Here is a 21,528-nt window from a genome sequence, read left to right as displayed (position 1 = left end):
ACGGCTTCGCCTGACCGCATCCACAAACGCGCGTTGGGGTGATCATTAGACAGGCGTAGCACTCATCTGCAATCATGAATTCATCACGCTCGCATCGCGAGCCCGAACGTCTCACCGAGAGCAGAACACGTGACCTCCACGCCGACCCACCAGCCCGCAGCGCACATGGCCGCGGAACTCGAATCGCAGCCCCAGACCTGGGCGCGAGCCGCGGCCCTCACCGACCAGCAGCGAGCCCTGCCGGCACACGGCGCACGCATCGCCGTCGTCGGCTGCGGCACCTCCTGGTTCATGGCCCAGTCCTACGCGTGGCTGCGCGAATCCGGCGGGCACGGCGAGACCGACGCGTTCACCGCATCCGAGGCGTTCGTCGATCGCGGCTACGACGCCGTGGTCGCCCTCACCCGGTCTGGCACGACCACCGAGGTGCTGCAGCTCGTCGAGCACCTCCGCGGGCGGGTGCGCACGATCGGCGTCATCGGCGACCCGACCTCGCCGCTGGTCGGCCTCGTCGACGAGGCGATCACGCTGCCGTTCGCCGACGAGCAGTCGGTCGTGCAGACCCGCTTCGCGACCACCGCGCTCGCGCTCTTCCGCGCCTCGCTCGGCGAGAACCTCGAGGGCGCGATCACGGATGCCGCGACGGCCGTCGCCGAGACCCTCGACCCCGAGCTCGTCGACGCCGAGCAGTACTCGTTCCTCGGCCAGGGCTGGTCGGTCGGCCTCGCGCACGAGGCGGCGCTGAAGATGCGCGAGGCATCGCAGTCGTGGACCGAGTCGTACCCGTCGATGGAGTACCGCCACGGTCCGATCGCGATCGCGGCACCCGGTCGCGTGACCTGGCAGTTCGGCGACGCACCCGTCGGGCTCGCGGGCGACGTGCGTGCGACGGGCGCCAGGTTCGAGGCCGGCACGCTCGACCCGATGGCCGAGCTCGTCCGTGCCCAGCGGGTCGCCCTCGCCAGGGCCCGCGCTCGCGGACTCGACCCCGACGCACCGCGCAACCTGACCCGTTCCGTCATCCTCGACGCCTGACCATGTCCGCCGACGACCGATCCCCCGCACACGGCTCCCCCGTCGACGGCGCCGCGGTGCCGGGTCCGCCCGCGACCGGCCGACCCGTGCTCGGCCCCGGCGCGGCGGTGCTCGCCTTCGACGTCGGCGGCACCGACACGAAGTCGGCCCTGGTCGATCGCGACGGCCGGGTCGTCGGGCTGCGCCGCACGGCGACCCCGATCGATCCGTCCGACCCGGCGGGCTCGGTCGTCGACTCGCTCGCCGAGCTCGCGAGAACGCACCTCGCCGAGCAGCCGGGCCTCGAAGCGGTCACCGTGGGCCTCAGCGTTCCCGGCATCGTCGACGAGGTCACCGGCGTCGGCGTCTTCGCCTCGAACTTCGGATGGCGCGACGCGCCGATCCGCGACCTCGGCGAGCGCGCGTTCGGGCTGCCGGTCGCGTTCGGGCACGACGTGCGGGCCGCCGGCGACGCCGAGCATCGCCTCGGTGCCGCGCGGGGCTACCACGACGTCATCGTGCTCGCCATCGGCACGGGCATCGCCGGATCGATCGTGCTCGACGGTCGCCCGCTCGCCGGCGGCGGGTTCGCCGGCGAGATCGGGCACTCGCTGGCCGATCCCCACGGCGAGCGCTGCGCATGCGGCGCCATCGGATGCCTCGAGACCATCGCCTCGGCGGGCGCGATCGCTCGGCGCTACGCCGCGGCATCCGGTGTCCCGGTCGTGGGGGCCCGTGAGGTGCTTGCAGCCGCGGCAGCAGGCGACGCCGTCGCGGCGGGCATCTGGAACGACGCCCTCGACGCGCTGGCCGACTCGCTCGCCCGGCTCACGGCCACGATCGCGCCGCAGGCGGTCGTCATCGGCGGCGGGCTCTCGCAGGCCGGCGCGGACCTGTTCGATCCGTTGCGCGAGCGGCTCGACGCACGGCTGAGCTTCCATCGCCGCCCCGAGCTCATCCGCGCGCTCCTCGGCGACGACGCCGGGCTGCTCGGCACGGCACTCGCCGCCCGCGATCTCGCGGCCGGCACCACGCACGCGGGCACGGCATGATCCTCGCGATCACCCCGAATCCGGCCCTCGACCTGACCTGGCACGTCGACCGGCTCCTTCCGGGCGAGACGCATCGCGTCGAGGCGGGTGCGTCCCGGGCGGGCGGCAAGGGCGTCAACGTCGCCAGGGTGCTGCACGAACAGGGCATCGCAGTGCTGGCGCTCTCGACCGCGGGCGGCCCGACCGGCTCGGAGTTCGCCGCAGACCTCATCGCCACCGGGGTCCCCCATCGTCTCGTGGCCGTCGAAGGCGCGACCCGCCGCAGCGTCGCCATCGTCGACACGGATGCCGCCCACACCGCCGTGCTCAACGAGCACGGGTCACCGCTCACGCCCGACGAGGCGGCAGCGCTCGACGCGGCCGCCCTGGAGTGGGCCTCCCGCGTCGGGGCGCGCACCGCATCCGCACCGGCCTCCGCATCAGCACCGGCATCTTCGTCCGACGTGCGCGACGTCGACGTCGTCGTGATCGCGGGCAGCCTGCCGCCCGGGTACACGCCCGAGCGGCTCGGCGCCCTCGTGACCGCGCTGAATCGCGCAGGGCTTCGTGTGATCGTCGACACGAGCGGCCCCGGCCTGCTCGAGGCGGCACGCGCCGGCGCCTACGCGCTGAAGCCGAACGGCGAGGAGCTTGCGGCGGCCACCGGGCTCGGCGACCCCGTCGACGGCGCCCGCATGCTCCTCGACCTCGGTGCGACGCTCGTCGTCGTTTCGCTCGGCGGCGACGGGCTCATGCTCGTGAGCCGGGCCGAGCACGGCGAGCCCGTTCGCGCCCGCCTGCCGCGGGTGCTCCGCGGCAATGCGACGGGGGCGGGCGACGCGGCCGTCGCCGCGATGGCCGCCGCACTGGCCGAGCCCATCGCCCTCGACGAAGACACCCCTTCGGCGACGGCGGCCCGCCGACGGCTCGTGCGACGGGCCGTCGCCTGGTCGGCATCCGCGGTGCTCGCACCGCTCGCCGGGTCGTTGTCGCCCGAGCACCACGCGCTCGAACGCGAGGTCATCGTCGACGGCCCGCCGCCCGACCCGCACGAGCACACGGACCGCACCCGCAGCACCGGCGACTCCGAGAACCCCGACCACGCCGACCCCACCGAGGACCCCGCATGACGCTCGCCCCCACTCGCCGCCTGCTCGACGAGGCCGTCGCCGCACGACGCGGACTCGGCGCCTTCAACGTGCTGCACCTCGAGACCGCCGAGGCGCTCGTGGCGGCGGCCGAGCAGACCGGCCTCCCGGTCGTGCTGCAGCTCTCCGAGAACTGCGTGAGATTCCACGGCGACCTCGACCCGATCGCGAGGGCGACGCTCGCCGTCGCCGACGCGTCGAGCGCGCAGGTGGCCGTGCACCTCGACCACGCCGAGGACCCGGAGCTGGCGCTGCGCGCGATCGACCTCGGCTTCGGCTCGGTCATGTACGACGGGGCGAAGCTGCCCTTCGAGCAGAACGTCGCCACCACGAGACGCGTCGTGGCGCATGCCGCGGCATCCGGCGTGCTCGTCGAGGCCGAGCTCGGCGAGATCGGCGGCAAGGACGGCGCCCACGCGCCCGGCGTGCGCACCGACCCCGACGAGGCCGCCCGTTTCGTCGCCGAGACCGGCGTCGGCGCCCTCGCCGTCGCCGTCGGCTCCTCGCACGCCATGACCGAGCGGGTCGCGGCCATCGACCTCGACCTCATCGCACGGTTGCGCGACGCCGTGGCCGTGCCGCTCGTGCTGCACGGGTCATCCGGCGTGTCCGACGACCTGCTCGTCGCCGGCATTCGCGCCGGGCTCGTCAAGGTCAACGTGTCGACGCACCTGAACGCGCAGTTCACCGGAGCGATCCGTGCCTACCTCGACGCGCACCCGGCAGCCGTAGACTCGCGGACGTACCTGGCCGCCGGGCGCGATGCCATCGCCCGCGAGGCGGCCCGCCTGCTCGAGCTCTTCGGATCCGCCCGAAAGGACCCCAACGGATGAACCGTGCCGAGCGCCTCAGCGCAGTGCTCGACCTGCTCGCCGAGAACAACCAGGTCGAGGTCGAGCAGATCGTCGACCGGCTCGGCGTGTCGCCGGCCACCGCGCGGCGCGATCTCGACGCGCTCGCGCAGCAGCAACTGCTGACGCGCACGCGCGGCGGCGCGGTCGCCCACTCGGTCGCCTACGACCTGCCGCTGCGCTACAAGAACCAGCAGAACCCCGATGCGAAGGCGGCCATCGCGCGCGCCGCGAGCGCCCTCGTGCCGCGCGGTGCCGTGATCGGACTCTGCGGCGGCACGACCTCGACGGCGATCGCCGATGCGCTCATGGCGCGCGCCGACATCATGGAGCCGGCGCCCGACCCGGGCCTCACCGTCGTCACCAACGCGCTGAACATCGCCATGCAGCTCTCGGTGCGGCCGCAGATCAAGACCGTCGTCACCGGCGGCGTGGTGCACCCGCGCTCGTACGAGCTCGTGGGCTCCTACGTCGACGCCGTGCTCGGCAACATCACGCTCGACCTCGCGTTCATCGGGGTCAACGGCATCGACCCGATCGTCGGCCCGACGTCGCACGACGAGCGCGAGGCCGCGGTCAACACGCTCATGGCCTCGCGTGCCACGCACGCCGTGATCGTCGCGGACTCCTCGAAGATCGACAAGCGCGCGTTCGCCGCGATCGGCCCGCGCCGCCTGTTCGCGACCGTCATCACCGACGAGGGCGCGACGCCCGAGCAGCGCCAGCGGCTGACCGAGCACGGCTACGACGTTATCGTTGCCTCGTGAGCTCCGGCACGACCGTCATCCATTCCGCGCGCCTCGTGCGCCCCTCCGGCATCGTCGACGACGCCTGGGTGCGCTTCGCGGGTGACCGCATCGCCGCCGTCGGCACGGGCGCCGGCTGGGCCGACGACACCGGCCCCGACGCATCCGAGCTCCAGGTGACGGATGCCGCGGGGCGGCTGCTCGCGCCCGGGTTCATCGACCTGCACTGCCATGGTGCAGGCGGGGCCGCCGCCGACGAGGGCGTCGACGCGATCGAGCGCATCCTCTCGGTGCACAACCAGCACGGCACCACGCGCAGCGTGCTCTCGCTCGTGACGGCCTCGATCGACGACCTCGTGTCGCAGGTGCAGACCATCGCCGCGGTGAGCGCCCGCGACCCCCGCCTGCTCGGCTCGCACCTCGAGGGGCCGTTCCTCGATCGCGGGTTCCGCGGTGCGCACGACCCGACGCTGCTCAGGACGGCCGATGCGGCATCCGTCGACCGCCTGCTCGAAGCCGCCGACGGCACGCTCAGGCAGATCACGATCGCCCCGGAGCACGAGGGCGCCGCTGCGGCGATCGCCCGGTTCGTCGAGGCCGACGTGCGGGTCGCCGTCGGCCACACGAGTGCCGACTTCGACACCGCGCTCGCGGCCTTCGACGCCGGGGCATCGCTGCTCACGCATGCGTTCAACGCGATGCCGGCCATCCACCATCGGATGCCGGGGCCGGTCGTCGCGGCGATGCACGCGCAACACGTCACGCTCGAGGTGATCAACGACGGCGTGCACGTGCATCCCGACGTCGTACGGTTGGCGTTCGCCGGCGCTCCCGGCCGAATCGCGCTCATCACCGACGCGATGGCCGCCGCCGGCTCCGCCGACGGGCGATACCTCCTCGGGTCGCTCGAGGTCGACGTGGTCGACGGGGTCGCCAGGCTCGCCGAGGGCGGATCGATCGCCGGTTCCACGCTGACCCTCGACGTCGCCCTGCAGCGTGCGGTCGCCGTCAGCGGCCTGCCGATCGAGATCGCGGTCGCCGCGCTCACCGAGGTTCCGGCCGCCGCGATCGGGCGCGCGCACGACCTCGGCCGGCTCGAGGTCGGCTACGCCGCCGACGCGGTGCTGCTCGCCGACGACCTCGCGGTCGAAGGCGTGTGGGGCGCGGGCACCCGACTCGCCTGAGGCGCCGGGCGCGGGCTCGCTCCGGGAGCGGGTCCGCAGGTGTGTTCCCCTTCACCTCCGGACCCGCTCGGGCGATCGGAGCATCGCCCCCACGACGCGCCGATCCTGGCGTCCGACCGGCACGGGGTTGGGGTCCCCACGCCGGTCGTCCGCAAGGGCTCCCTCTCGGTCTCCCTCACCTATGAGACGCATCGGCGTTCGATTCATGACGCGGTTCCTGAGGAAATCTGGTGAAATAGCCCTACCCGTCCCGAATCGCGTCATGATCAGCCCGCCGACGCGTCTCTCAGGTGAACACCCTCACGCCCGCGACCCGAAGGAGGCGGCATGGCACGCCTGCGCGAAGAACCGTCCGCCGACGCAGCGCTCATCGCGCGCGTGCGCACGGGCGATCGCACCGCCTACGGCGAGCTCTGGAACCGCCACTCGGCCGCGGCGCGCACCGTCGCACGCTCCTACAGCTCGCTCGACCCCGACGACCTCGTCTCCGAATCCTTCACGCGCATCTACGACATGCTGCTCGCGGGCGGCGGCCCGCAGGGTGCGTTCCGGCCGTACCTGTTCACGACGATCCGCAACACGGCGTCGAGTTGGGGGCGCGCACGGCACGAGACCAACCTCGAGACGCTCGAGTCCTTCGAGGACCCGGCGACGAGCGAGGCGGCGACCCTCGACGCGCTCGACCGGTCGACGACTGCGCGCGCGTTCCGCTCGCTGCCGACACGGTGGCAGGAGGTGCTCTGGTACTGCGAGGTCGAGGGCATGACGCCGCAGCAGGTCGCCCCGTTGCTCGGCATGAGCGCGAACAGCACCGCGGCGCTCGCGTACCGGGCGAGGGAGGGCCTCCGTCAGGCGTGGATCCGCGCGCACCTGCGCGACGCGAAGACCGAGCCCGAATGCGGCTGGAGCATCGAACGGTTCGGCACGTATGCGCGGGGCAAGCTCGGCACCCGTGACACCACCCGCCTCGAGGCGCACCTCGACGGCTGCGCCAAGTGCACGATCATCGCGGCCGAAGCCCGTGAGGTCGGCTCGAGGCTCGCCCTCGTACTGCTGCCCCTCGTCGCCGGCGTCGGCGGCGCGACGGCGTACTCCGCCTGGCTCTCCCAAGGGGTTCCGGTCGCCGACGTCGCACTCGGTGCCGCAGGCGCGGGTGCCGCCGCCGGCACCGGCGCGGCGGGCGGCACGACGGGTGCCGGAGCGTCGGGCGCAGGCGCCTCGGGGGCCGGCGCGTCTTCCGTGGCGGCAGTCGCCGGCTCGGGTGCCGCGACCGCCGGCATCGGCGGCGTCGCGATCGGCAGCGGCATCGGCGTGCTCGCACTGGCCGCCGCCGCCGTCGCGGCCGCGGTCGTCATCGCCCCGAACTTCGGACCCGCGTCGCAGGATCCCGTGCCGCCCGCCGCGGCGGTCGCCGCCGAGCCGACCGAGCAGTCCTCCGCGAACGCGGAGGCGCCCGCGCCGTCGCAGGCGCCCGCTCCCGAAGCTCCCGTGCCGAGCCTCGAGCCCGAGCCGATCTCGGCGCCCGACCTGCCCGTGGCCGCCCCTGCCCCGGTGCTCCCCGTCGTCGCCCCGCCGACGACGCCGACTCCGACGATCGTCGACCCCGTCGCACCGGTGGATCCGGTGGACCCCGTCGACCCGGTCGATCCAGTCGACCCGGTGGATCCGGTCGACCCCGTCGATCCCGTCGATCCCGTGGATCCCGTCGATCCCGTCGACCCGGTCGATCCCGTGGATCCCATCGACCCTGTCGATCCGGTCGACCCCGTCGATCCCGTCGATCCCGTCGATCCCGTGGATCCCGTCGATCCCGTCGATCCCGTCGACACCGTCGCCCTCCCTCCGCTGGTCTCCGAACCCGACACCGCCGGCGGCCTCGTCGACCCGATCCTCTCCGGCTCGGCGGAGCCGGGCGCGAGCCTCCAGGTCGCCGCGAACGGCCGGACCTGGGCAGCGACGGCCGACGCCGACGGCGCATGGACCCTGAGGATCGACGGCCTGCCCGCCACCACGACGGCCGTCGCCGTGGTGCAGACCGACACGGCGGGCAACGTCTCGGACGCGACGGTGGTCGAGGTCTCGCTCTCGAGTCCGCAGCTCCTGCTCACCCGTGGTCGTCTCGGCTGGCAGGGCGAGTACTCGGGCGCTGCCAACGCCGTGGTGCAGGTGAGCTACGGCGGGTGGTTCACGAGCGAGGTCGCGCTCGACGGGAACGGCCGCGCCGCGGCATCCGGAGCACTGCTCGCCCTGATCTCGAACTTCCTCGATGTCTCGGTGCGCTACGTGGTCGACGACCGCAGCGGTCCGGCGGCCGGCGTCACCCGACTCGACTAGGGCGGCCTCTCCCGACGAGTGCCGGCGAACTCCGGCCCACCGCCTCCCCGGTACGCTGGGCGGATGACCTCGGATGCCTCGACCGACCGCCTGAACCACTGGGTCCTCACGCTGAGCTGCGTCGACTCGCCGGGCATCGTGCACGCCATCAGCGGGGCGATCGTGGCCGCACGCGGCAACATCACCGAGAGCCAGCAGTTCGCGAGCACCGAGACCGGCAGCTTCTTCATGCGAGTGCAGATCGAGTCGCCGGCCCAGCGCGCCGAGTTCGAGGCCGCCCTCGAGCCGATCACGGCCAGGTGGGCCATGGACTGGGAGCTCGACGAGGTCGGGCGCCCGCTGCGCACCCTCGTGCTCGCCTCGACGGCCGGCCACTGCGTCAACGACCTGCTGTTCCGACAGCGCGCAGGGCAGCTGCCGATCGAGATCCCGCTGGTGCTCTCGAACCACGGCACGCTGCGCGACCTCGTCGACTTCTACGGGGTGCCGTTCGAGGCATCCGCCGTGACCGACCCCGAGTCGAAGGCCGCCTTCGAGGCGCGCGTGCTCGAGGCGGTCGACGCGCACGACATCGAGCTCGTCGTGCTGGCCCGCTACATGCAGATCCTGTCGCCCGAGCTCTGCGCGGCACTCGCCGGGCGGTGCATCAACATCCACCACTCGTTCCTGCCGGGCTTCAAGGGCGCGAACCCGTACCGTCAGGCGCACTCGCGCGGCGTGAAGCTCATCGGCGCGACCGCGCATTTCGTCACGAGCGACCTCGACGAGGGCCCCATCATCGAGCAGAACGTGGTGCGGGTCGACCACTCGCGCTCGGTGTCCGAGCTCGTCGCGATCGGTCAAGACGAGGAGAGTCGCACGCTCAGCCAGGCCGTGAAGTGGTTCGCCGAGCGGCGGGTGCTGCTCGACGGGGCGCGCACGATCATCTTCCGCTGATTCCGCAACAGTCCGGTCCGGTCGCTTCGGCCTGATCCGTTCACCTGGGCCTGATGAGCGGATGCCGCCCGCGGGCCCCGCGGCCTCGACACCGTTCGAGGCGGTTGCACCTCGCGAGGCGAAGTAGGCTGGTATCCCGTGAGCAGTGCACTCCCCCAGCCCCAGCCCAAGGTCGGCCCGAACGACATCCTCCGCTTCCTGCTGGAGCTCTTCGCGTTCGTGAGCCTCGGCATCTGGGGGTTCGTGATGTTCCCGCTGCCGTGGCCCGGCGTGCTGATCGGCCTCGGCGCTCCCGCCCTCGCCGTGCTCGCCTGGGCGCTGTTCCTGTCGCCGAAGTCCGTGTTCCGCATCGACGTGTTCGGGCGGGCGCTCGTCGAGATCGTCATCTTCACGACGGTCGCGATCGCGTGGTGGATGCTCGGCCAGCCGGTCGTCGCGATCGCGTTCGCCGTGGTCGCCGCCGTGAGCGGCATCCTGCACGGGCGAAGCCAGCTGGCCGACTGACCGGCGACCGCCACTGATCGAACGCACGGAGGCCCCGACATCCGCCGACCGGATCTCGGGGCCTTCACCATGTCGTGCCGAGCGTTCAGACCGCCACGGCCGCCTCGGCGTCGGATTCGGCGCCGCCCGCGGTGCGGAAGTGCCCGACGATCGAGAGCAGCAGGCCGCCGACCGCCCATGAGCCGAGCACGAGCCACGCGAACGTGGCGTCGGCCTCAGGGAAGTACGAGAGGTCGCGGAGCAGCGTCGCCGCCGCACCCGGCGGGAACCACTGGCCGACCTCGCCCCACGGCGCGAGCAGGAACTCCTTCGGCACGGTCGCGGCCGAGAGCGGGTTCGCGAAGAGCAGCATCACGACGGGACCGAAGGCGATGCCGGCCCGGCCGATGAGCGCGACGAGTCCGGTGATGGGGGCGGCGATCGCGATGAGCGTCAACCCGATGGCGGCGGCGTTGGCCCAGTAGTCGCCCTGCAGCGAGCCGAACCACCCGCCGAGGATCCAGGCGAGCAGGAGCCCGCCGGCAGCGCCGTAGACGACGACCGCGAAGACGCGGCGGAGCGCCCCGATGACGACGAGGGAGACGGCGATGCCGCCGATCATGCCGCCCAGCACGAGCGGGAACATGGCCGTGGCGATGCCCGTGCCACGCGCATCGGTCTCGGCGAGCGGCACGATGTCGGTGACCGCGACCACGATCGCGTCCGGCGCGGGTGCTCCCGCGGCCGCAGCCGCCGCCTGCGCCTGGGCGTTCACGCCCTCCTGGAGGCTCGCCGCGACCCCGGTCAGCATCTGGGCGACCGCGACGCCGGCGCCCGAGGCCACGAGCACCTCCGGCTTCTCGCCGAGGATCACGGCGCCGTAGACGTCGCGCTGCTCGATGGCCTGCACGGCGGCGGCGCGGTCGTCGACGGTCTCGAGCGCGACGGCGCCCTCGGCCTTCTCGTCGATGGCCTCGGATGCCGCTGCGACCGCGGCGTCAGGACCGGCGATCGCGACCGGCAGGTCCTTGGGGTCCATCGTGACGGTCGGCCACGAGAACGCGAGCACGAGCACGCCGACGAGCACGACGAGCGCGAGTGCGAGCCCGGCGACGCGTGCCAGCGGCGTGTGCGCCGTCATGGCATCCGGATGCGACATGATTCCTCCAATAAAAACGAATATTCGTTCTTTATTGTGAACCCGGCTTCTATGCTTGTCAAGAACGCCCGTTCGGTTTGTGCTCGAAGGAGGTACGGATGCCGAAGGTCACCGCTGAGTATCGTGCGGCCCGCCGCGACGAGATCATCGAGGCCGCACTGCGCAGCTTCTCCCAACGCGGAATCCAGCGCACGTCGATGGCCGACGTCATCGAGAGCTCAGGGCTCTCCGCGGGCGCGATCTACGGGCATTTCGCGGGCAAGAAGGAGCTGTTCGCCGCGGTCGCCGAGCGCGTGCTCGACTCGCGATCCGCCGAGCTCGAGGAACTCGGCCGCGACGGCGCCGTGCCGTCGCCCGGCGAGCTCATGGCCTCGCTCCTCGGCGGCATGAGCCGTGAGCCCTTCGCCGACGTCGTCGTGCAGCTCTGGGGCGACGCGGCGATCGACCCCGACATCCGCTCGATGGTGCAGGGGGTCTTCGCCAAGCTCCGCGGCATCCTCGAGACCGGCCTGCTGGCCTGGGCGTCGGCGAACCCCGACCGCGTCGAGGGCGATGCGGCCGATTGGGCGCGGCGCGCGGCGCCGGTCGTGCTCGGGTTCGGCCCCGGGTTCCTGCTGCAGCGCGCGCTCATCGACGGCTTCGACGCCGAGTCCTACCTCGAGACGCTGCCCGAGCTGCTCCCCCGCTGATCCTCGCCGACGACGCGAACGCCGGTCGAGACGCGCAACGGCGCGGACTCGACCGGCGATCGACGCGGCCTCGAAGAGTTCGGGCTCAGATGCCCTGCCATTCGGGCTTGTTGTTCCACGCGTGACGGTAGTAGTCGACGTTCACGAGGAGCGACGCGGCCGCCTCGTCGACGATCACGGTCGTGTGGGGGTGCAGCTGCACCGCTGAGCCGGGCTGGCTCGCCGTCACCGGCCCCTCGACCGCGGCCGCGATCGCCTCGGCCTTGGCCTCGCCGAAGGCGAGCAGCACGAGGTGGCGCGCGCGGAGGATCGTTCCGATGCCCTGCGTGATGCAGTGCCTCGGCACGTCGTCGGGCGAGTCGAAGAACCTGGCGTTGTCGGCACGGGTCGGCGCGGTCAGCGTCTTCACCCTGGTGTGCGACGCGAGCGAGGATCCGGGCTCGTTGAACCCGATGTGCCCCGTGCGACCGATGCCGAGGATCTGGATGTCGATGCCACCGGCGGCGTCGATCGCCGCCTCGTAGTCGGCACCGGCGTGCTGGATCGAGCCGGGGTCGCCGTTCGGCACCCGCACGAGCTCGGGCGTGAGCCCGAGCGGCTCGACGACCTCGCGCGTGATGACCGACCGGTAGCTCTCGGGGTGGCCGGCCGGCAGGCCGACGTACTCGTCGAGAGCGAATCCGCGAACGCCGCGCACGTCGATGGCCTGCTCGGCGATGCGGCCGGCGAGTGCGCGGTACGTCGCGAGCGGGGTCGAGCCCGTGGCCAGGCCCAGCACCGCGTCGGGCTTGCGGCGGATCAGCGAGACGATCGAGTCGGCGACGAGGTCGCCGGCCGCGCGCGCGTCATCGACGATTACGAGTTCAGCCATGAAGGTTCTCCAACGAGGGCGGCGCCGACGGCGGCCGCGGGGAATCCGAACGGGATGACCTGCACCCGCTCTGCGAGATCGGTCGACGCGAGGAATGGTGATCCCCCGGCCCACTCGTTCAGCATACGGCGGATGCCGAGCAGCAGCGGTTCACCGAGCGACGCGAGCCCACCGCCGATGACGATGTCGTCGACATCGGTCGTGAGCGCGAGCAGTCGCACCGCGGAGGCCGCGCCGAGGAGGAACCGGTCGCGCACCTCGATGGCGCGCTCGTCGCCGGCCTCGGCGGCGTCGAAGAGCTCGCGGGCGGGCAGCGGGTGCTCCGTCGGCCACATGCGGGCGATCGCCGAGCCCGAGGCGATGGTCTCGAGGCACCCGCGCTGGCCGCATCCGCAGACCACGCCGGCCGGGTCGACCGGGATGTGCCCGATCTCGCCGGCGACGCCGTGTCCGCCGCGGAGCAGTTCGCCGTCGAGCACGATGCCGGCGGCGAGTCCGGTGCCGAGGTTCAGGTACGCCATCGAGTGCGCGGTGATGCCGTCGGCCACGCCGAGCAGGTGGTGCGCGCCGAGCGCGGCCGCCTTCACGTCGTTCTCGACGCGAACGGCGACCCCGAGCTCGTCGGAGAGCCGAGGGCCGAGGTCGAGGCCCTCGAGCCCGAGGTTCACGGCGTGCTCCACCCGACCGGTCGCGTTATCGACGGCGCCGGGGATGCCGATGCCGATCGACGAGAACGACGCCGAAGGCATGCCCGCGAGCTCGCTCATGCGCGCCACGACCTGCAGTGCGGTGGACACGACCTGGGGTGCCCCGAAGCCGGTGGGCAGCGAGACGAGGTCGCTCAGTTCGCCGTCGGCGCCGATCGCGACCGCGGCGGTCTTCGTGCCGCCGATGTCGATGCCGAGCTTCATGCCACCTCCACCGTCTCGCCCGCGAGCGCTGCGCCCACGAAGGCGAGCAGCGCCGAGCCGATGAGCCGGGATGCGCCGAAGGTGGAGACATCGGCGTAGGCGCGATCGTTCGAGGGCCAGCCCATGTCGACGGTCACGACGTCGTCGCGGACCGCACGGAGGCGTTCGATCGCGTCGACGGCGAATGCGTGCCGGTGCAGGTCCTTGCCGACGACGAGCACGGGGCCCGCGAGCTCGACGATCTCGCCGAGCGGCGAGCCGGCGGCGATGCCGACGACCTCCGCGTCGCCGAACCAGTCGGGCACGCCCTCGACGAGCGAGCTCGCGAATGGACCCCATGGCGCGACGCCGACCGCGATGTTCGCCACGGTGTCGACGCGAACGATCGTGCCGACCCGGGATGCGGACGCCAGACGCGTGCGCGCGGCATCCGACACCTCGAAGGACGCCGCGAAGGCGGCGAGCTCCTCGACGTCGTGAGCGGGTTCGACCGTGACGACGGACGCCGGGATCACAGGAGCGTCGGCGCTCAGCGCCCGCACGCGGGCGGCGGCCTCGCGGAGGCGTTCGACGGGCAGGCGCCCCGACGCGACGGCGCCCTCGACCGCGGCGACGATATCGTCGAGCTGCGCGTCGGAGTTGTCGGACCCGATGCAGAGCAGGTCGCAACCGGCGGCGAGGGCGAGCACGGCCGCCTCAGGGATGCCGTGCACGCCGCTCGCCCCCTTCATGTCGAGGGCGTCGCTGACGATGACGCCCTCGAACCCCAGCTCCCCGCGGAGCAGGCCTTGCAGAATGCGGGGAGAGAGGGTGGCCGGGTTCTCCGCATCGAGCTGCGGAAGCAGTATGTGGCTGGTCATGATCGTGCGCGTGCCGGAGGCGATCGCGGCACGGAACGGAACGAGCTCGCGCTCTCGCAGCGTCTCGAGCGAGACGTCGACGACCGGCAGCGCGAGGTGCGAATCGGTCGCGGTGTCGCCGTGGCCCGGGAAGTGCTTCGCGCTGGCCGCGACACCCGTCGACTGCACGCCGCGGACCCAGGCCGAGGTGTGTCGCGCGACGAGCTCGGGGTCGGAGCCGAAGCTCCGCACGCCGATCACCGGGTTGTCGGGGTTGGAGTTCACGTCGATGTCGGGTGCGAACGTGACCGTGCACCCGGTGGCGGCGAGCGCCCGGCCGACCTCATGGGCGACGCGCTCGGTCAGCTCGGTCTCGTCGAGACGGCCCAGGACGGCGTTGCCCGGATACGGCGCACCCCGGTCGTAGAAGAGCCGGGTGACGTCGCCGCCCTCCTCGTCGATCGCGACGACGGCGAGGGGGTTCGCCTCGCGGAGGCTCGCGTTGAGCGTGCGGAGCTGCTCGGCGTCGACGATGTTCGGACCGAACACGCACACGCCGCCGAGGCCGTCGCGAAGGCGGCCGAGCAGCCACTCGGGCGCGGTCGTGCCGGCGAATCCCGGGAGCAGGGTCGTGTGGATGTCCCGGCGCAGTTCGGCGACCGCGTCGGTGTGGTGCTGCGCGTTCATCCCTTGACGGCTCCGCTCACGAGGCCGCCGGTCATGCGGCCCTGCACGAAGAGGAAGAAGATCACGACGGGCAGCGCGATGAGGGTGGAGCCGGCCATGACGGCGCCCCAGTTCGTCGCCTCGGTCGCCGACTGGAAGGAGTTCAGCCACGGCGGGAGCGTGAGGTTGTAGCCCTTCATGAGCAGCAGCGCCATCGTGAACTCGTTCCAGCTCTGGATGAAGGCGAAGATGCCCGTCGAGACCAGGCCGGGGGCGAGCAGCGGGAAGGTGACCTTCCAGAAGGCCTGCGCCTTGGTGCAGCCGTCGATCTGGGCGGCCTCCTCGAGGTCGGCCGGAACACCGGCGACGAAGCCGCGGAGGGTCCAGATCGTGAACGGCACGACCGAGGCGAGGTGCACGATGAACAACCCGATGAGGGTGTTCATGAGGCGCCAGTCGTCGATCATGTTGTAGATCGTGAACATCATCGCCTCGCCGGGCACCATCTGCACGACGAGCACGCTCACGATGAAGACGTAGCGGCCGCGGAAGGCGAACCGGGCGATCGCGATCGATGCGAGGAAGGCGAAGATCGCGCAGATGACCACCACGGCGATCGCGACGATGATGCTCGAGCCGAGCGCGTGCGGGAAGTCGGTCTGGCCAGGGGCAGCCTCGCGCGTCCAGGCAGTCACGTAGTTCTTCACCGTGAACTCGAGCGGGAAGAAGCTCGGGGTGCGGCTGATGATCTGGTTCGGCGGGGTGAACGACATGTTCACCATCCAGTAGACCGGGAACACCGAGCAGAGGAACACGAGGATCGCGACCGTGTTGATCAGGGCCCTGGGTGCGCGGCTGCGAAGCGTTCGCCGGGGCTTCTGGGTGCGGGGGGTCATGCGCCCCGGCGTCTCGGAGAGTTGGACGGCGGGAGAGATCTGCGTGGTCATGCCTCCTCCTCCTTCAGGCTGTTGCGGACGTTGAAGTAGGAGATGCCCATGAGCAGGATGACCATGAACACGCCGATGGCGGCGGTCACGCCGAACTCGCCGAGCCCCTGCCGGAACAGGTAGGTGCCGAGCACGTTGGTCTCGGAGGCGATGCCGCCCTGCTGCTGCAGCGCGTACACCTGCGTGAAGATGCGGAGGTTCCAGATGGTCTCGAGCACGATCACCGCGGTGATGACGTTGCGCAGGTACGGCAGCACGATGAGGCGGAAGCGCTGCCAGGCGTTCGCACCGTCGAGCTGCGACGCCTCGAGCACCTCGTCGGGCACCTGGCCGAGTCCGGCGTAGAACGTGAACACCGCGAACGGGATGCCCTGCCAGACGACGATGAGGATGAGCACGAACATGAACGACAGCGGGTCGATCAGCCATGAGTGACCGCGGAAGTCGTTGGACTGCGTGAGGGTGTTCAGCACCCAGTTGACGAGACCGTAGTCGGTGTCGAAGATCCAGCCGAAGACGACCGTGGCCGACAGGGGCGGCATCGCCCAGGCGAGCAGCAGGCCGATGGAGACGAGCAGCCGCCAGCCCTTCGTGAGCTTCAGCATGAGCAGCGCGAGCAGCATGCCGCCCGCGACGATGAGCACGGTCAGGATGACCATGAGGGCGAGGCTCCTGGCGAGCACCGCCGGGAAGTCCGACTTGGTGAAGACGTCGATGTAGTTGTCGAAGCCGACGAAGTTCGCCGGCGTTCCGAGCATCTTGTTCTTGATCTGGAGGTCGGTGAACGACGTGATGAACATGACGATCGTCGGGTAGACGACCATGACGGCCAGGAGGACGATGCTCGGGGCGAGCAGCATCCACGGCGCGAAGGGGAACTTCTTCTGCTTGGGGCTGCGGCCCGCAGAGGTCTCGGGTTTCGGAGGGCGGGTACCGGGCGTGCGCGGCGCTGCGTCGTGTTCCGTGAGGGTTGCGCTCATCGGCTGCTCCTCGGGGTGGTCGCGAGGGAATCGCGGGTGGGACTGATGGTACGGGCGCGGGACGATTCCCGGCAGGGGAACGGGGGGCGGAGCTGTGTGGGTCTCCGCCCCCCGCGTCGGGCTCAACAGGCTAGCTGTTGAGGATCTCCTCGATCTGCGCGTCGAGGTCGGTCGCGATCGACTTCACGTCGCCACCCTGGGCGATCTTGACGAGCGCCTCCTGGATGATCTGCGCAGCCTCGACCTCGGCCCACTTGGGCGTGGTCGGGGTGACCTTCGAGTTCTCGAGCGCGACGGCCTGGGCCTTCGCGATCTCGGTGTCGGGCAGGTTCGCCGCCGAGGCGGTGAGGCCCGGCGTCAGGCCACCGGCGGCCAGGAGGTCCTGGTAGCCGGCGCTCGCCATGATGTCGAGCGCGGCGCGAGCCTGCTCGGGGTTGGCGCTCTTCGTCGCGACGGCGACGTTCGAGCCACCGGCGAAGATCGGGGCGGTCTCGCCGGCCTCGGCACCCGGGAGGGCGAAGGCCTTGAGGTCGGCGCCGTAGGTGTCGGGGCAACCCGGGGCCTCGGCGTCGGCCGGAGCCGTGATCGACCACTGCACCCATGCCGGAGCGGAGAGGAAGAGGTCCTCACCGGCGCAGAACGGAACCTGCGGGTCGGTCTCGTCGCCGTCCTTGGCCGCGTTCGAGGCGTTGACGTAGACGTCCTGCAGCTGGGTCAGGCCCTCGATGCCGCCTTCGCTCGAGAAGCCGGCCTTCCAGGTGTCGCCGTCCTGCTCGGCGATGAAGCCGCCGTGCGACCAGACGTAGGGCAGCGCGTTGTACCAGTCGCGACCCGGAGCCCAGATGCCCGAGAGGGTGTCGGTCTTGCGCTCCTTGCCGGTCGCCACGTACTCGTCGAGCGTCGTGGGGATCGCGGTGTCGCCGAGGATCTGCTCGCTGTAGAAGACGATGCGGCCGCCGGCGTAGTACGGAGCGGCGTAGAGGTCGCCGTCGTAGGTCGCCGACTCGACGAGACCCGGGAGGTAGTCGTCGGTCGCGAAGTCCTCGAGGGGGAGGAACAGGCCCTGGTCCGCGAAGCTCGCGGTCTGGGTGTTTCCGACCTCGACGACGTCGGGCGAGTCGTTCGACTGGAGCGCGGCAGCGTAGGTGTCGCTGACGTCGGCCCAGGTCTTCTCCTCGACCGTGAGGGTCCAGCCGTCGTTCTCGGACTCGAAGGTGTCCTTCAGGTACGCGCGCGCATCCTTGGGCGTGTCGGAGCCGACGACCCAGACGGTGATCTCGCCGCCGTCAGCCGACGTCGACTCGCCGCCACCGGTGCTGCAACCGGCGAGGGTCAGGGCAGCAGCGGCGCCGAGCGCCACAATGCCGAGTTTCCTCATTTGCGTTTCCTTTCATGGGGTGTGGGTCGCAGCGGGGGTTCGCTGCACCCTTGGTGCGTGGGGCCTAGGAGACCCCGAGTTGTCCGGAGAGGACCATGACGGCCGCGCCGCGAAGGACGATGTCCTGCGCCTGCTCGGTCATCCGGAGCCTCAGATCACGGTTGTGTTCCGCCATCGTCCGCGTCCGGAGCGTTTCGACGGCCGCCAGGGCGAGGGGGCCGTCAAGCAGTTCGGCGGGGCCGCTGAGCGCGACCTCCGACAGGTTGAGGGCACCCACGACGGGTGCCAGCACGATGCCGAGCCGGCGACCGGCCTCGGTGAGGATGGCCTCGCGCTCGGATGCCGCGAGCGGGCCGGGCTCGATCGCGTCGAGCTGTGCGGTGAGCCGGGGCACGGCGAGCCACGTCTCGAGGCAGCCGTGCTTGCCGCACGCGCAGCGCGGGCCGCCGTCGGTGCCGACGGTGACGTGGCCGATCTCGCCCGCGGCGAATCCGCCGCCGATCACGGGGCGTCCGCCGATGATGAGGCCGGCGCCGACACCGTGGCCGACCTTGACGAGCAGGAGGTCGTCGGCGGTCGAGGCACCGTGCTCGGCGAGCACGGCGACGTTCGCGTCGTTGCCGACGTGCACGGGCAGGTCGAACGCGGCGTTCAGGCGGCCCTGCAGGTCGACGCCCTGCCAGCCGAGGTTCGGGGCGGAGCGGATGACGCCCTGGGGGTCGACGACACCGGGCGAGCCGACGCCGATGCCGAGCACGGGCGCCGTCGCGGCGGCCACGAGGCGTGCGGCGAGGGCGTCGACGAGGGCGACGGCTGCGGCGCCGGTCGCGCCGTCTCGCGGAACCTCGTCGCGCGCGACGATGCCGCCGTCGAGGTCGACGATCGCGCCGAGGAAGCGCTCGTGGTCGGAGAGGTCGAGGCCGATGATCTGGAACGCGGCGCGGTCGACGTCGATGAGGATCGCGGGCTTGCCCGGGCGGGAGTCCTCACGCTGGCCGAGTTCGACGACGAGGGCCTCGGCGATGAGTTCGGCGACGAGGTCGGAGACGGTGACGCGGGTGAGGCCGGTCTCGCGGGCGACGTCGGCGCGGCTCTGCGGGCCGATCGTGTAGAGCGTCTGCAGCACGAGGGCGCGGTTGTGGCTGCGCGCATGCTCGGGCAGCACCTTGCCGGTGGGGCGCAGGGCGCGCGACCTGGTGAAGATCGGAGCGTTGTCGAACGGCGCGGTGAGCACGTCTGCGCCGACCCCGGTGGGGGTCGGGCTCTCGAGGATCTGGCCTCGCTGCGCCTCCGTTGACATGTTTGTTAGTAAAGCTTACGAACAAACAACGCGCAACTGTTCGCCGGAGCTTTTCCTCGGTGTTACCGAACCGTGATCAGCGGGCGACGACCTCGGTTCCGGCGCCGACGGCCGCCTCGCGCGACGCCTCGGCATCGAGTCGCCCGCCGATCGCCCGCAACGCCGCGAGGATCGTGATGAGGTCCACGACCTCCTGCAGGATCGCCCCGATGGTCGCCGGGATGACACCGAACGCGGCGATGATCATCAGCCCGACGCTCACCAGGATCCCCACCCAGATGCTCTGCAGGGCGATGCGCACGGTGTCACGGCCGATCCGCACCGCCTTGGCGACCCGGGAGATGTCGTCGACGAGGATCACGGCCGCCGCCGACTCGCTCGCCGCCGTCGCGCCCTTCGCCCCCATCGCGATGCCGACGTCGGCCGCGGCGAGCACGGGTGCGTCGTTGACGCCGTCGCCGACCATGATGACCGGCCGCTCGGAGATCCGGGAGACCTCCTCCACCTTGTCGGCGGGCAGGCAGTCGGCACGCACATCGTCGATGCCGAGTTCCGCGGCGATGTGCTCCGCGGTCGCCTGGGCGTCGCCCGTCAGCATCATCGTCCGCCGCACCCCGAGCTCCGCGAGCTGCTCGAGCGTGGCACGGGCGTTGTCCCGCACCCGGTCGCTCGCGAGCAGCGCACCCGCGTACGTCCCGTCGATCGCCACGTACACCGCGAGTTCGCCGGGGGCGATGACCGTGCGCACGGCGTCCGGTGCGTGCTCGCGCACGAAGGCGAACTTGCCGACCACGACCTCCCTCCCGTCGATGCGGGCCCGGACCCCGTTCGTCGCGGTCTCCTCGGCCGACTCGGCCTCGCCCAGCGGCAGGCCGCGATCGCGCGCCGCCGCGATGAACGAGGCCGCGAGCACGTGCGACGAGTACTGCTCGGCAGTGGCGACGGCGGCGAGCAGCTCATCCGCTCCAAGGCCACCCGCCGCGCGGATCTCCACGAGCGTCGGCTCGCCCCGCGTGAGCGTGCCCGTTTTGTCGAACACGGCGGTCTTCGCCGAGGCGAGCTGTTCGAGCACTCCCCCGCCCTTGACGATCACGCCGTTGCGCGCGGCCCGGCTCATGCCTCCGATGAACGCGACCGGCGCGGCGATGAGCAGCGGACACGGCGTCGCGAGCACGAGCACCTCGGCGAAGCGCACGGGATCGCCCGAGACCCACCAGGCGACGGCGCCGAGTGCCAGGGAGAAGACGGTGAACGGCACCGCATACCGATCGGCGAGGCGCACGACCGGCGCCTTCGAGTCGGCGGCCTCGGCGACGAGCGCCACGATCTGCTGGTACTGGCTGTTCGCCGCGGTGGCCGTCGCCACGATCTCGACCGCGGTCGACCCGTTCACCGCGCCGCTCAGCAGGGCATCGCCCGCGCGCTTCTCGACGGGCACGCTCTCACCCGTGATCGAGGACTCGTCGAGCGTCGTCTCGGCCGACCGCAGCGTGCCGTCGACCGGGACGATCTCGCTCGGCCGCACGAGCAGCACGTCGCCCGGTCGAACGCGGTCGGCGTGGACGTCGACGATCGCGTCGCCCTCGATGCGGTGCGCGAGTTGCGGCGCCCGCGTGAGCAGGGCGTCGAGCTCACGCTTGGCCCGGCGGTTCGCGTAGTCCTCGAGCGCCTCTCCGCCCGTGAGCATCAGCACGACGAGCAGCGCCGCGACGTACTCGCCGACCGCGACGGTCGCGATGATCGCGGTGATCGCCAGCACGTCGAGGCCCCAATGCCCGCGCAGCATGTCGCGCACCATGCCGACGGCCTGCCACGCCGCGATGGCGAGGGCGTACCCGCTGAAGATCCACGCGACGGCGGCCCCGGCCCCGACCAGTGCGAGCGTGATGCCGAGGCATCCGATCGCGATGGTGAGCGTGACCACCCAGTAGCGGCGGGCGAGCGTCAGGATGCGGGCCATGCCCCCATCTTCCGCCCGTTCGCGGCTGGGGTGTCGCCCTGAGTACAGGAGGGTCGGGTTTCGGCATCCGGAGACGCCGAAGGGGCGGATGCCGCAGCATC

General features: G+C 71.7%; 19 protein-coding genes. 10 read left to right on the top strand and 9 right to left on the bottom strand.

Annotated features, from left to right (window positions below):
* Positions 1-165: 165 nt before the first annotated feature.
* The 9 genes from ASE68_RS05835 (at position 166) to ASE68_RS05795 (ending at position 9,748) form a co-directional block, all read left to right on the top strand.
* Positions 166-1,035, top strand: coding sequence for an SIS domain-containing protein (locus ASE68_RS05835; RefSeq protein WP_055856126.1), 870 nt, complete (start codon positions 166-168; stop codon positions 1,033-1,035).
* Between the two features lie 2 nt (positions 1,036-1,037).
* On the top strand, positions 1,038-2,066 hold the full coding sequence (locus tag ASE68_RS05830; protein ID WP_082462059.1) for an ROK family protein: 1,029 nt from the start codon (positions 1,038-1,040) through the stop codon (positions 2,064-2,066).
* Positions 2,063-3,175: a 1-phosphofructokinase family hexose kinase gene (locus ASE68_RS05825; protein WP_082462058.1), complete on the top strand. Its 1,113-nt coding sequence runs from the start codon at positions 2,063-2,065 to the stop codon at positions 3,173-3,175. Before ASE68_RS05830 ends, ASE68_RS05825 begins: the two co-directional genes overlap by 4 nt.
* The gene (locus ASE68_RS05820) at positions 3,172-4,026 is read left to right on the top strand and encodes a class II fructose-bisphosphate aldolase (protein WP_055856122.1); all 855 of its coding nucleotides are present in this window, start codon (positions 3,172-3,174) and stop codon (positions 4,024-4,026) included. The genes ASE68_RS05825 and ASE68_RS05820 overlap by 4 nt, the downstream gene beginning before the upstream one ends.
* On the top strand, positions 4,023-4,811 hold the full coding sequence (locus ASE68_RS20160) for a DeoR/GlpR family DNA-binding transcription regulator (RefSeq protein ID WP_055856118.1): 789 nt from the start codon (positions 4,023-4,025) through the stop codon (positions 4,809-4,811). The genes ASE68_RS05820 and ASE68_RS20160 overlap by 4 nt, the downstream gene beginning before the upstream one ends.
* Positions 4,808-5,974: an N-acetylglucosamine-6-phosphate deacetylase gene (gene nagA, locus ASE68_RS20155; protein ID WP_055856114.1), complete on the top strand. Its 1,167-nt coding sequence runs from the start codon at positions 4,808-4,810 to the stop codon at positions 5,972-5,974. Before ASE68_RS20160 ends, nagA begins: the two co-directional genes overlap by 4 nt.
* A gap of 327 nt (positions 5,975-6,301) precedes the next feature.
* A complete protein-coding gene (locus ASE68_RS05805) occupies positions 6,302-8,308 on the top strand; it encodes a sigma-70 family RNA polymerase sigma factor (RefSeq protein ID WP_055856110.1) in 2,007 nt (668 codons plus the stop codon).
* A 63-nt stretch (positions 8,309-8,371) separates the two neighbouring features.
* Complete coding sequence (gene purU / locus ASE68_RS05800; protein WP_055856107.1) at positions 8,372-9,244, top strand: formyltetrahydrofolate deformylase; 873 nt, start codon at positions 8,372-8,374, stop codon at positions 9,242-9,244.
* A 138-nt stretch (positions 9,245-9,382) separates the two neighbouring features.
* The gene (locus ASE68_RS05795) at positions 9,383-9,748 is read left to right on the top strand and encodes a YrdB family protein (RefSeq protein WP_055856105.1); all 366 of its coding nucleotides are present in this window, start codon (positions 9,383-9,385) and stop codon (positions 9,746-9,748) included.
* A gap of 85 nt (positions 9,749-9,833) precedes the next feature.
* Here ASE68_RS05795 and ASE68_RS05790 read toward each other — a convergent pair whose 3' ends face one another.
* Positions 9,834-10,886: a hypothetical protein gene (locus ASE68_RS05790; protein ID WP_055856102.1), complete on the bottom strand. Its 1,053-nt coding sequence runs from the start codon at positions 10,884-10,886 to the stop codon at positions 9,834-9,836.
* A gap of 98 nt (positions 10,887-10,984) precedes the next feature.
* Between ASE68_RS05790 and ASE68_RS05785 the strand changes: the two genes are divergently transcribed.
* Positions 10,985-11,575 (top strand): TetR/AcrR family transcriptional regulator, encoded by a 591-nt coding sequence (locus ASE68_RS05785; RefSeq protein ID WP_055856099.1) that lies wholly within the window; start codon positions 10,985-10,987, stop codon positions 11,573-11,575.
* A gap of 85 nt (positions 11,576-11,660) precedes the next feature.
* On the opposite strand, the gene nagB is transcribed toward ASE68_RS05785, so the two are convergent.
* The 8 genes from nagB to ASE68_RS05745 all read right to left on the bottom strand — a co-directional run bounded on the left by nagB (position 11,661) and on the right by ASE68_RS05745 (position 21,427).
* Positions 11,661-12,446 carry a glucosamine-6-phosphate deaminase gene (gene nagB / locus ASE68_RS05780; RefSeq protein ID WP_055856096.1) on the bottom strand — a complete coding sequence of 262 codons (786 nt, stop codon included), beginning with the start codon at positions 12,444-12,446 and terminating at the stop codon, positions 11,661-11,663.
* Positions 12,431-13,357, bottom strand: coding sequence for an ROK family protein (locus tag ASE68_RS05775; RefSeq protein ID WP_055856093.1), 927 nt, complete (start codon positions 13,355-13,357; stop codon positions 12,431-12,433). Before ASE68_RS05775 ends, nagB begins: the two co-directional genes overlap by 16 nt.
* Positions 13,354-14,883 (bottom strand): glycoside hydrolase family 3 protein, encoded by a 1,530-nt coding sequence (locus ASE68_RS05770; protein WP_055856090.1) that lies wholly within the window; start codon positions 14,881-14,883, stop codon positions 13,354-13,356. Before ASE68_RS05770 ends, ASE68_RS05775 begins: the two co-directional genes overlap by 4 nt.
* Positions 14,880-15,809, bottom strand: coding sequence for a carbohydrate ABC transporter permease (locus ASE68_RS05765; RefSeq protein WP_082462057.1), 930 nt, complete (start codon positions 15,807-15,809; stop codon positions 14,880-14,882). Before ASE68_RS05765 ends, ASE68_RS05770 begins: the two co-directional genes overlap by 4 nt.
* Positions 15,806-16,789, bottom strand: a complete 984-nt coding sequence (locus ASE68_RS05760; protein ID WP_055856088.1) for a carbohydrate ABC transporter permease — start codon at positions 16,787-16,789, stop codon at positions 15,806-15,808. The genes ASE68_RS05765 and ASE68_RS05760 overlap by 4 nt, the downstream gene beginning before the upstream one ends.
* A 130-nt stretch (positions 16,790-16,919) precedes the next feature.
* Entirely contained in the window at positions 16,920-18,167 is a 1,248-nt protein-coding gene (locus tag ASE68_RS05755) for an extracellular solute-binding protein (protein ID WP_055856084.1), read from the bottom strand.
* Between the two features lie 64 nt (positions 18,168-18,231).
* Entirely contained in the window at positions 18,232-19,467 is a 1,236-nt protein-coding gene (locus tag ASE68_RS05750) for an ROK family transcriptional regulator (RefSeq protein WP_082462056.1), read from the bottom strand.
* A 76-nt stretch (positions 19,468-19,543) separates the two neighbouring features.
* Positions 19,544-21,427, bottom strand: coding sequence for a heavy metal translocating P-type ATPase (locus ASE68_RS05745; protein ID WP_055856081.1), 1,884 nt, complete (start codon positions 21,425-21,427; stop codon positions 19,544-19,546).
* Positions 21,428-21,528: the final 101 nt, after the last annotated feature.

Origin of the sequence: Agromyces sp. Leaf222 (genome assembly GCF_001421565.1) — a bacterium.
Classification (GTDB): domain Bacteria; phylum Actinomycetota; class Actinomycetes; order Actinomycetales; family Microbacteriaceae; genus Agromyces.
The sequence above is the reverse complement of the archived record's forward strand: the minus strand, read 5'-3'. Positions and strand labels throughout refer to the sequence as shown.